General features: G+C 56.8%; 8 protein-coding genes, 1 tRNA gene and 1 riboswitch. Of the genes, 6 read left to right on the top strand and 3 right to left on the bottom strand.

All coding sequences use genetic code 11. The annotated features are described in order from the left end of the window. On the bottom strand, positions 1-1,109 hold a 1,109-nt coding region (locus AAAC48_RS07700), incomplete at its 3' end, for an O-succinylhomoserine sulfhydrylase (protein WP_340653624.1). A gap of 62 nt (positions 1,110-1,171) precedes the next feature. After that, positions 1,172-1,251: riboswitch (SAM riboswitch) on the bottom strand. A gap of 82 nt (positions 1,252-1,333) precedes the next feature. Between AAAC48_RS07700 and AAAC48_RS07695 the strand changes: the two genes are divergently transcribed. The 6 genes from AAAC48_RS07695 to AAAC48_RS07670 all read left to right on the top strand — a co-directional run bounded on the left by AAAC48_RS07695 (position 1,334) and on the right by AAAC48_RS07670 (position 5,334). Continuing rightward, positions 1,334-2,425 (top strand): 2'-deoxycytidine 5'-triphosphate deaminase, encoded by a 1,092-nt coding sequence (locus tag AAAC48_RS07695; protein ID WP_340653623.1) that lies wholly within the window; start codon positions 1,334-1,336, stop codon positions 2,423-2,425. A gap of 42 nt (positions 2,426-2,467) precedes the next feature. Next, entirely contained in the window at positions 2,468-2,788 is a 321-nt protein-coding gene (locus tag AAAC48_RS07690) for a hypothetical protein (protein WP_340653622.1), read from the top strand. A 72-nt stretch (positions 2,789-2,860) separates the two neighbouring features. After that, positions 2,861-2,934 (top strand) — tRNA-Gly (locus AAAC48_RS07685). An 89-nt stretch (positions 2,935-3,023) separates the two neighbouring features. Further along, positions 3,024-3,290 carry a DUF6460 domain-containing protein gene (locus AAAC48_RS07680; RefSeq protein WP_340653621.1) on the top strand — a complete coding sequence of 89 codons (267 nt, stop codon included), beginning with the start codon at positions 3,024-3,026 and terminating at the stop codon, positions 3,288-3,290. Between the two features lie 88 nt (positions 3,291-3,378). Next, on the top strand, positions 3,379-3,876 hold the full coding sequence (locus AAAC48_RS07675) for a CAP domain-containing protein (RefSeq protein ID WP_340653620.1): 498 nt from the start codon (positions 3,379-3,381) through the stop codon (positions 3,874-3,876). Positions 3,877-3,978: 102 nt separating this feature from the next. Further along, positions 3,979-5,334, top strand: a complete 1,356-nt coding sequence (locus AAAC48_RS07670; RefSeq protein ID WP_340653619.1) for an MATE family efflux transporter — start codon at positions 3,979-3,981, stop codon at positions 5,332-5,334. Here AAAC48_RS07670 and AAAC48_RS07665 read toward each other — a convergent pair. Both AAAC48_RS07665 and AAAC48_RS07660 read right to left on the bottom strand, forming a co-directional pair. Next, positions 5,331-6,419: a quinone-dependent dihydroorotate dehydrogenase gene (locus tag AAAC48_RS07665; RefSeq protein ID WP_340653618.1), complete on the bottom strand. Its 1,089-nt coding sequence runs from the start codon at positions 6,417-6,419 to the stop codon at positions 5,331-5,333. The genes AAAC48_RS07670 and AAAC48_RS07665 overlap by 4 nt on opposite strands. Next, on the bottom strand, positions 6,416-6,763 hold the full coding sequence (locus AAAC48_RS07660) for a DUF952 domain-containing protein (protein WP_340653617.1): 348 nt from the start codon (positions 6,761-6,763) through the stop codon (positions 6,416-6,418). Before AAAC48_RS07660 ends, AAAC48_RS07665 begins: the two co-directional genes overlap by 4 nt. Between the last annotated feature and the right edge of the window lie 310 nt (positions 6,764-7,073).

Below are 7,073 nucleotides of genomic sequence, written 5' to 3'. Positions count from 1 at the left end.
TCGGAAATACCGAGTTCAGCACGCGCCTCATCCGTGAGGTTCTTGTGCGTTGTCGTGGTCGGATGCGTGATCAAGCTCTTTGAATCGCCGAGATTGTTGGAAATCTGGATGATTTCCAGCGCGTTCTCGACGTTGAAGGTCGCCTTCTTGCCGCCCTTGACCTCAAATGCAATCAACGTTGATCCGCCTGTCATTTGCTTGGCGATAATATCTGCCTGCGGGTGGTCAGGGCGTCCCGGGTAGAGAACCTTGGAAACTGCCGAATGCTCGGCAAGAAAATCGGCAATCTTCGCCGCATTCGCGCTCTGCTGCTGGACGCGCACAGCCAAGGTTTCAAGACCTTTAAGCATCACCCACGAATTGAACGGGCTGAGGCCGGGGCCCGTATGGCGGAAATATTCGTGGAGGTTTTCCTCGATCCACTGCTTGTCGGAAAGGATCACACCGCCCAGGCAGCGTCCATGGCCATCAATATGCTTGGTCGTCGAATAGATGACGATATGCGCACCGAGTTCCAGCGGTTTCTGGAATAGGGGCGTTGCGAAGACATTGTCTACGATGAGCTTGGCCCCGACCGAATTGGCGACCTTTGCCACAGCGGCTATGTCGATGACTTCCAGCGTCGGGTTGGTCGGACTTTCGAGGAACAACACCTTGGTATTGGGGCGGACAGCGTTCTGCCAGTTTTCAATCTTTGAGCCATCGATCAGGGTGAAGTCGACGCCGTATCGCGGCAGCAGTGTCTCGATGATGTAGCGGCAGGATCCGAACATGGCGCGTGCAGCAAGGACGTGATCGCCCGCTTTGACCTGACAGATGATGGCCGCGGCGACGGCTGCCATGCCCGACGCCGTTGCGCGTGCGTCTTCTGCGCCTTCAAGTGCACACATGCGCTTTTCGAACATGTCGGTGGTCGGGTTGGCATAGCGCGAATAGATGAAACCCGGTTCTTCCCCCTTGAAACGGGCTTCAGCGGCTTCCGCAGTCGGATAGACAAAGCCTTGCGTCAGAAACAGGGCCTCGGATGTTTCACCAAAGCCTGAGCGCAGGGTTCCGGCATGGACAAGGTTCGTTGCAGGGCGCAGCTTGCGGGTGGTTGTCTTGGTCATCGTCTTCTCAATCTGCCAGAATCTGGCCAATAAAAAACCGGCCTTGCGTGAATCGCAAAAAGGCCGGACGAGACCGGGCCTCTTTTAGCAAATTATTTTACGTGGCTGCAAGCCGGCCGGCCAAATCACCACGGGATAAAATTGCTTTAATCCTCTTGGCGGCTTGCGTCAATCGGGTGAGGCGCTAAAGCTTTTGTCTCTTTTGTTTGGTTTTGGCGGACGACATGGCGAGACGTGAAGCGGGCATTCTGGCAGATAGTGGTATCAGGGCACTGCATCAGGCAGGCGCGCTCAAAACAGAACGCGAATTCGATGGCGACCAGATCCAGCCCGCCAGTCTCGATCTGCGGCTCGGGCGCAAGGCTTACCGCGTACGCGCCAGTTTCATGCCAGGACCTGGAACACCGGTCATCGACAAGCTGGATCGTCTGAAGCTGCATGAAATCGACCTGACTGACGGTGCGGTGCTGGAGACGGGATGCGTCTATATTGTACGCTTGCTGGAAAGCCTCAACTTGCCGGCCGAGGTATCCGCCTCCGCCAACCCCAAGAGCTCGACGGGCCGGCTTGATATATTCACCCGCGTCATCACGGATGGCGCACAGGAATTCGACAAGGTCCCGGCGGGCTATCACGGTCCGCTCTATCTCGAAGTCAGCCCGCGCACCTTTCCAATCGTTGCAAGGACCGGCTCGCGCCTGTCGCAAATCCGCTTTCGCACCGGGCGGGCGCAACTTGAAGAAACCGAGCTGACGGCATTGCATGCGGCGGAAACATTGGTCGCTTCCGACACGCCAAATATTTCCGGCGGCGGGATTGCGCTTTCAATCGACTTGACCGGCGACAAGAATGGACTTGTCGGCTATCGCGGCAAGCATCACACGAGCGTGGTTGATGTCGACAAGCGCGGCGTGCATGACCTTTTCGATTTCTGGGAGCCGATCCATGATCGCGGTGCGCGCGAGCTGGTCCTTGACCCCGACGAGTTCTACATTCTCGTATCGCGTGAAGCGGTGCATGTTCCACCGCTCTACGCCGCAGAGATGACGCCCTTCGATCCACTGGTCGGCGAGTTCCGAGTGCACTATGCCGGTTTCTTTGATCCGGGCTTCGGTCACACGGCGGCAGGTGGAACAGGGAGTCGCGCGGTTCTCGAAGTGCGCAGCCATGAAGTGCCGTTCATTCTCGAGCACGGACAGATTGTCGGCCGCCTCATCTATGAACACATGCTGGAACGACCAAAGGCTCTTTACGGCACCGATCTCGGTTCGAACTATCAGGCGCAGGGCCTGAAACTCTCCAAGCACTTCAGGTGACGACGTCAAACTGTCTTCAGTCGAAACAACGGCAGGCGCGAAATGTCCATGACGCCGCAGCAACAGCATGGAAAGAAGCGGCGCAAAATGGTTGCTCTCCTGATGATTTTGACAATCATTGCTTTCGCGCCGTTGCTGTCATTACTGGCCAGCTATGGGATCGCAGAAACTTTGGGATGCCAGGTGGACGAGGGGAGTGTTCATCCCTGCTTCATCGGCAGTTTCGACATAGGCAGTACACTGTACGGGATGGGGGTAATGGGCTGGCTGATGATTCCGGCCGCGCCGCTCATGCTTATCGCCATACTGGGATGGTTAGCTGTTGGCGTGGTTTCGATGGCAAGATATCTGTGCAAAGGCTGACCTCGTATCAGTTCGGCAACGAATCCGATTGACTATCGCTCTCGAGTGCTTTTGATTTGGCGGCAACGCTATGCGGGTGTAGTTCAATGGTAGAACGGCAGCTTCCCAAGCTGCATACGAGGGTTCGATTCCCTTCACCCGCTCCAGCCTTTTCTTCAGCTCAATCATTCACTTGAACCGCAGCGCATATCGCCATATGTCTTGGGCGTTGCCACCCGCAAACGCCGGAGAAAAAATGTCGGACGGAATAAACCGCTTTTTGGGCGATACGCCCGGCCGTGTCCTTGTCAAACTCATTCTTGTCTCACTGGTGGTAGGGGTCGTCATGAGCGCATTCGACTGGTCTGCGATGGATATTCTCTATGGCATCGAGAATTTTGTCCGCCGCATCTGGAATTTGGGCTTTGGCGCGATCGAGCGCTTTGCAGCCTATTTCCTTCTGGGTGCCGTAGTGGTCATTCCCTGCTTCATCATTTTGCGGCTTTTGAGTTACCGGCGTTGATTGCAAAATTCGCTTCGAGTTGGTTTTGGGCCTGAATGAGTCCACATTCATTCGGTAGCGACATGGGGGTCTCATCCAGGAATTGCCCATGTCAGATAAGATTTTTCATGTATCACGCCGTAGCTTTCTCGGGTTCGCCGCGGTGACCGCTATATTGCCGCTGGCTGCCTGCCAGACAGTAACGCGCACACCCGGAAAGAGCGCAGGCGCTTCCGCATCTGCAGCTTCCAACATGCAGGCCATCAGATCTTCAAGCGGTCTGGACGGGCTGGCGCCTGATCCCGCACTTGAACGGGCAGCCCTGCAACAGGCGGGTTATATGGCCAGCGCCGGGCGGATGTCCCATACGACGAGCTGGGGCCGGAGCTTTGCCGCTCGTGCAAGAGGCAACGAGATTCATGGCGCTGCTGCCGAGAATATCGCCATGGGTCGTATGGATCTGGACGAGCTTTTCGCCAGGTGGATGGCGTCACCGCCACATCGACGCAACATGCTGGACCCGCAATTCACGCGCTTCGGTCTTGCCTATGCGGAATCGGCAAATGGCAGCACCGAGCGCTTTTGGGCCCTGGTTCTTGCCAGTTAGCTCGCTAAGAAGGCTTGTTGATTGTAATTGCACTGGAAAATGGCGCGATCCGGTGGCATAGAGCATTGACAACCTTGCAGGTTGCAATCTCCGGTGCAATTCATGAAGATCGACCTTTCCACTCCACCAGGATCAAAGATTGTTCGCCCCTTCGAGGTGACCAATCGATTGATGCTGGCAATCACCATTCCGGTCATGCTGGCGTCGTTGACGACCCCGCTACTCGGGCTGGTCGATACGGCGGTCATCGGCCAGCTGGGTGATCCGCATCTGCTTGGCGGTCTTGCCATCGGCGCGCTGGTTTTCGACTTCCTGTTCTCGACGATGAATTTTCTTCGTTCCGGGACCACCGGGCTGGTGGCGCAGGCGCTCGGTCGGCACGACAACGTCGAACAGGAGGCCGTGTTCTGGCGTGCATTGGGCGTTGCGGTAATCGCAGGCATGTTGTTCATCATCGCAACGCCATTGGTGCTTCAGGCGACGATCAGCTTCATGAACCCGGACAAGGCCGTCGCCGATGCGATGTCGACCTATGTGTCGATCCGCCTTCTGTCATCGCCAATGGCATTGGGCAATTTTGTTGTGCTTGGGCTGTTGCTGGGGCAAGGCAAGGCGATGCAGGGGCTTTACCTCCAGTTGCTGCTCAACAGCGTCAATGTGGTCATGACGATCTGGCTCGGTCTGGTGATGGGTTGGGGCGTTGCCGGTATCGCCTGGGGTACTGTGCTTGGTGAGACTGCGGCTCTGCTGGTGGGCCTGACGATGGTTTACCTGCAATTCCGATCTGTACCCAATCCATCGCGCGCACGCATCCTCGATATGCACCAAATCCGGCGCATGTTCACGGTCAACCGCGATATCATGCTGCGGTCGTTCTTGCTGCTGATCGCCTATGCCTATTTCACGCGCGCGGGTACCGAAGCGGGTGCCATTACGCTGGCGACCAATGCGGTGCTGATGAATTTCCTGCTTGTATCCGGCTATCTGATTGATGGCGTGACCACGGCTGCGGAGCAGATTTCCGGACGTGCCGTTGGAGCCCATTATCGTCCGGCATTCGATCGCGGTGTAAAGCTGTCATTCCTGTGGGGCATGATGCTGGCAACGACGATGGCCATTTTCTTTCTTATATTCGGCGATGCCATTGTTGCGTTCTTGATCAAGTCGGATGAAGTGCAGCTGATGGCGTCACGCTACCTGCCCTGGGCAGCACTGGCGCCGGTCGTCGGGCTGCTGGCCTTCCACATGGATGGTGTCTTTATCGGCGCAACATGGTCGCGCGATATGCGCAACATGATGATCCTATCGCTCATTGGTTATTTTGCCGCCTATTTCATTCTGCCGATATACTTCGGCAATCATGGCCTGTGGCTGTCGTTGCACCTGTTTCTTGGCTTGCGCGGCATCTCACTTCTTTCCATATTGCCCAGCCGCGCACGACTCCAGTTTGCCGACTAAGCGGGAATCGCTCGTCCCGCCCACTCGGCCGTGTCACTGTCCCGCAAAGCAGCAATAGTGGTGATGCCGTCGCGCTTCAGTGTCTCCGACATCCCCTTGACGATCTCGCCAGCCAGACCGGGACCGCGATAGATCATGCTGGTATAGAGCTGAACGAGATCGGCGCCCGCGCGGATTTTCGTTATCGCCGTTGTGGCGCTATCAATGCCACCAACGCCGATGAGCGGCAGTTCTACGCCCACACGCTGGCGCATCTTGGCAAGGACGATCGTCGAACGCTCGAACAGCGGAACGCCGGAAAGGCCGCCCGTTTCGGCAGTGTTCCTCGCGCTCTTCAGGCCGATGCGCGACAATGTCGTGTTGGAAATGATCAACCCATCCAGAGGATGCAGGGCAATTTCAGCAGCGATATCGTCAAGGCTTGCTTCGGGCAAATCAGGGGCGATTTTGAGGAAAACCGGACGTCTGACGCCAGATTGCGCATCGCGGGCGTCAAGCGCCTTGCCGAGCAGTTCCCTCAGACTGTCGCGCGCCTGCAAATCGCGCAAACCGGGTGTATTCGGGGAAGAAATGTTGACGGTAAAATAGCTGGCAAGCGTGTGGAATTTCCGGATTCCTGCAACATAGTCGGCGACCCGGTCAGCGGAATCCTTGTTGGCGCCGATGTTTACTCCAACAATGCCCGCACGCGAGCGCCTGTTGGAGAGGCGGCGAAATGCCGGTTCATGACCCTCATTGTTGAACCCAAGCCGGTTGATCACCGCATTGTCCTCGACAAGGCGGAAAATGCGCGGTTTCGGATTGCCGGCCTGAGCCAGGGGCGTAAGTGTTCCAACTTCGGCAAAGCCAAAGCCCAGCTTCAGCAACGCATCGGGTACTTCAGCATTCTTGTCGTAGCCGGCGGCCATGCCGAGCGGATTGGGGAAGCTCAGTCCGGCGACAGTGACGCGCAGCGCCGGATCGTTGCGTGCGGCCCAGGCTGGCACCAGGCCGGTTTTCAACGCCTTGATCGAGAGGCCGTGAGCGTCTTCCGGATCCAATGAGAACAGGACCTTGCGCCCTATCGCCTGGAATAACCCGCTCATGTCGGCATCTCCGGAAACTGGTGCTTGCCGTCGCTGCCGAGGGGCAAAGGCTTGACAAAGAGCACGGTATCCACGGGCAAGGATGCGTAAAGGTGCGGGAAAAGGGCCCCACCGCGTGAGACTTCATATCTGAGGGCGTCACCCAGACGGTCAGCTTCAACAGCAACCAGCAAGAGGTCATCTTGACCGGTGAAATGTTTGGCTGCAGTCTCGGCGGCCTGGGTAGCTGTCGAAAAGTGGATATAGCCATCCGCATGGTCGATCGGCGCACCATCAAATACGCCCGTTGCTTCGGCTGCCTGCCAGAGTGCGCGCGGCACAATCTTGTAAATAAGTTCGGTCATAGTCGCATTTACTAGACGCAAATCGGCAATGCGCAAAGGGTAGAGTGGCACGGGTAACAGAAATCTCGTCCCGCTTCAGATTTTCGGCGTATTATCTCGGGACGCTAGCCAAGCGCAGAACGCTGGAGGTTCATCCATGTCACGAAAACGCACTTTGCTGATGGCTCTTGCGGCTGGTTCCTTATGGTCGTTTGCCGCCACTGCACAGGAAACAACGACCTACACGCTCGAAAAAACCGATGACGGCTATGTCCGAATGAACAACAAGACCGGCGAGATGTCGATTTGTCAGGAAAAGTCGGGGCAACTC

It is taken from the genome of Phyllobacterium sp. (assembly GCF_037994405.1).
Lineage (GTDB): Bacteria > Pseudomonadota > Alphaproteobacteria > Rhizobiales > Rhizobiaceae > Phyllobacterium.
The sequence above is the reverse complement of the archived record's forward strand: the minus strand, read 5'-3'. Positions and strand labels throughout refer to the sequence as shown.

What these genes read in the sequence shown, in the direction of transcription:
- AAAC48_RS07695 (WP_340653623.1), top strand. Translation starts at nt 1,334, where the DNA reads ATGGCGAGACGTGAAGCGGGCATTCTGGCAGATAGTGGTATCAGGGCA.
- AAAC48_RS07690 (WP_340653622.1), top strand. Translation starts at nt 2,468, where the DNA reads ATGTCCATGACGCCGCAGCAACAGCATGGAAAGAAGCGGCGCAAAATG.
- AAAC48_RS07680 (WP_340653621.1), top strand. Translation starts at nt 3,024, where the DNA reads ATGTCGGACGGAATAAACCGCTTTTTGGGCGATACGCCCGGCCGTGTC.
- AAAC48_RS07675 (WP_340653620.1), top strand. Translation starts at nt 3,379, where the DNA reads ATGTCAGATAAGATTTTTCATGTATCACGCCGTAGCTTTCTCGGGTTC.
- AAAC48_RS07670 (WP_340653619.1), top strand. Translation starts at nt 3,979, where the DNA reads ATGAAGATCGACCTTTCCACTCCACCAGGATCAAAGATTGTTCGCCCC.
- AAAC48_RS07665 (WP_340653618.1), bottom strand. Translation starts at nt 6,419, where the DNA reads ATGAGCGGGTTATTCCAGGCGATAGGGCGCAAGGTCCTGTTCTCATTG.
- AAAC48_RS07660 (WP_340653617.1), bottom strand. Translation starts at nt 6,763, where the DNA reads ATGACCGAACTTATTTACAAGATTGTGCCGCGCGCACTCTGGCAGGCA.